Genomic DNA, 3,155 nt, shown 5'->3' on the forward strand with positions numbered 1-3,155 from the left:
CTCCTCTTCTCAGGCGAGTGCTTCGCGGATGCCGAACTGCGTGCCGACCTCAGGAAAAAAGGACATGATGTTAGCCAGGCAGCCGCTGGCTGGCTGGTCCACCTCTACGAGGAAGAAGGCGATCGTTTCTTTGAAAAACTAAATGGATTGTTTAGTGGCCTTCTAATCGACAAGCGACAAACTAAAGCGTTTTTGTTTAATGATCGCTATGGACTTGAGCGGCTTTACTGGCACGAGACGGAGGACGCCGTCTTTTTCGCCAGCGAAGCCAAGGCGCTGTTGCGAGTTTTACCAGAGCTTAGAACATTTGATCGTGAAGGCGTCGCTCAGTTTTTAGCTTTTGGTTGCACGTTGGGGCAGCGGACGTTATTTCAAGGCGTTCAGTTGCTGCCCGGAGGATCGGTGTGGTCTTTTCAAAACGGGAAGTGTCAGAAGAGAAAATATTTCTCTCCAAAAAGTTGGGAGTTTCAACCCATTCTTTCAGCTGAGGCCTTCGTGGCCGAGTTTCAAGAAACATTCCAACGAATTTTACCTCGCTATTTTGAATCGGAATCGAGAACTGGTATCTCTCTAACGGGGGGGCAGGATTCGCGTATGATTATGGCCTGCCTGCCGAAAGTAGGAGAAAAGCCGGTTTGCTACACTTTTTCAGGCGAAAATCGAGACACTCTGGATGCTTTATTGGCAGCACAGATCGCCAACGTGTGTGGCCTGGAACACCGAATTCTTCGCATAAGCCGGGATTTTTTCTCAGACTTTAAGTCACACGTCGATCGGACAGTTTACATAACGGATGGTTCGCTCGGAAGTTTGGGCGCTCATGAAATTTACCTCAATAATCGAGCTCGCGCGTTGTCTCCGGTGCGGGTGACGGGTGTTTTCGGCGGCGAAATCCTGAGAGGAGTATCGATGTTTAAGCCGCTTCATCTTGCACGTCGCTTAGTTAATCCAGATTTGGCCGAGACCGTAAGTTCCTGCACAGGTAACTGGTCGCGTAACGGCGAGCATTCGGTAACATTTGCCGCCTTCCGCGAGACTCCCGAGTTGCGGTTTGCGCTCGTATCGGCCAGCCGTTCCCAAGTTACTTTCCGGACGCCTTACCTTGACAACGAAATCGTCGCCCTTGCTTATCGAGCGCCAGAAACTGCTCGAATGTCAAGTGACTGCACTTCATCGTTGGTGAAGGCGAATAAACCGTCACTGAGCAAACTTCCGACCGACATGGGAGAACTGGGCGAGGCTAACCGGGTAACTATGGCGGTAAGACGCATCTTTGCAAAGGTCGCTTGTAAACTCGACTATTTTCGCAGTGAGGGATTGCCATGCGGTCTATCGGGACTCGACTCCTCATTCACGCAGATAAGTTCAGTCTTCGGAATTGCCGGGCTCCACAAATATTTGCCCTACCGAAGCTGGTTTCAACGGGAATTGGCCGACTATGTGAAGAGTGTCGTCAGCGATGCTCGAGCACAACACACTCCGTTCTGGAATCTCGATTTTCTCGAGTACATGGTGGGGGAACACATCCGCGGTCGGAAAAACTACACGCTCGAGCTTAACGCTGTTCTCACGTTGGAGGCCGTGGAGAGACTCCTTCTGCGAGGCCATGGCAGGGAAGCACAATCGAATGACTTTGGTACTTGAACAGTTCCTTCAGCTGCCGTGAGATGACGTGTAACAGGTCAAACCTTCCAGGCGATCAGCCACAAGCCAAATCAACGGACTCTGAAACTTACGTCAACAGATTTAACCAATATCGGAGCCTCAACGCCTTGGCGGCTGCCAGCAGAGCCTACGCAGAAACGGGCCTGGTCCATCAGCAGCTTGGTCAAGCATGAGCGGGACATTCCGGAATTGGTACGATGGTACATGGCAGATCAACTGCTGAACTGCACGCAACGCCTGAAGAAATTGCTCGCTGAAAAGTGATCAAGCTGTTTGCAAGAGACTCGTGAGATCCGCGACAAGACTCGATTGAGCTGACGAATTGTGAAGGAAAGCAATCAAATGATGTCGTCTATGGCCGAAACACTGGGCTATCACGCCTATCACGCAGTTCTTGATGTCCGCCTCTGCCGACGTTGGCTGCGCTTCCAAACACATCTGCGTTAGTCCGATTAAAAGATCGCGTCCAAACCCGCCGCTGCGGCCGTAAGTACAGGGCGTGAAATCAATATGACGAGGATCTCCTCGAGAAAGGTAGAATCTGCCAATCGAGCTGAGTAGATGGGATTCACACAGTTCAAGGACGACGCATGGTGGAACTGAGGAAGCTTGAGAGAACCAAACCGAATTTGTCTTTGTCGATCGGGCATGTTTAAGCTGCGCGTTTTCCTTCTCGTTTTCTGCATGGCCGGGCTCTTTCTGGCGCTGCTCGCCATGGCGAGTCCACAAAAATTGCCACGCGAGCGTCCGCGCGACGTAAGTGCGTACATGCGTTACCGAGGCGTGGTGACGCTCGCGCCCTCTGGCAATGTGCGGGAGGCGTGAGTTGCCCGCTACAATGGCCCGGGAAACATTGATGTGGCCGAAGCAATTGCAATTGATAATTCCGGCAACGTCTAGTGACAGGACGGAGCTCAGATCCTGATTTTTCTACTCATTATGCAACCGTCAAGTATGACTCAGCGGGGCCAGAACTATGGGTTGCCCGGTACTACGGACCAGGAAACTATCAGGACATTCGTACCGCAATTGCCGTAGACAAGTCAGGGAACGTTTATGTGACAGGTTCTACTTGGGGCTCAGATACTGATTATGATTACATTACGGCTAAGTACAACTCGGCAGGGCAACAAGTGGGGTTGCATGCTATGCCGGGCTTGTCAGCAGTAGTGATAATCTCCGAGCCATCGCCGCTGACAGTTCCAACGTTTACGTAACGGACGCGAGCGCGCGCACGACATACCCTGATTCCGAGTCCCTCATAGTCAAGCCGCCAATCATAACGGTGGGGGACACTTCGTTTGATTGGGGATCGCTCGTCTCAGCTTTGTAAGTATTTCTACGAAAGTTTATTTGGCATGAGTGTATTGATCATCAAGCTCGGCGCTACTGGAGACGTTGTCCGCACGACACCGCTTTTGCGCAGGTTGAATGGTTCGGTCACGTGGGTCACGGCGGCAAAAAACTGCGCATTGTTGGACGGCCTGGCG

Annotated in this window: 3 protein-coding genes; 2 read left to right on the top strand and 1 reads right to left on the bottom strand. The window is 51.8% G+C overall.

Annotation, left to right across the window (positions count from 1 at the left end; genetic code table 11):
- A partial coding sequence (locus DMG62_23790) for a hypothetical protein (protein ID PYY20266.1) occupies nucleotides 1-1,644 on the top strand: 1,644 nt, incomplete at its 5' end.
- 473 nt (nucleotides 1,645-2,117) lie between these two features.
- Here DMG62_23790 and DMG62_23795 read toward each other — a convergent pair.
- Complete coding sequence (locus tag DMG62_23795) at nucleotides 2,118-2,315, bottom strand: hypothetical protein (GenBank protein ID PYY20267.1); 198 nt, start codon at nucleotides 2,313-2,315, stop codon at nucleotides 2,118-2,120.
- 249 nt (nucleotides 2,316-2,564) lie between these two features.
- Between DMG62_23795 and DMG62_23800 the strand changes: the two genes are divergently transcribed.
- Complete coding sequence (locus DMG62_23800; GenBank protein PYY20268.1) at nucleotides 2,565-2,882, top strand: hypothetical protein; 318 nt, start codon at nucleotides 2,565-2,567, stop codon at nucleotides 2,880-2,882.
- The last annotated feature ends 273 nt before the right edge of the window (nucleotides 2,883-3,155 follow it).

The organism is Acidobacteriota bacterium (genome assembly GCA_003225175.1).
In the GTDB taxonomy this organism is placed as follows: domain Bacteria; phylum Acidobacteriota; class Terriglobia; order Terriglobales; family Acidobacteriaceae; genus Gp1-AA112.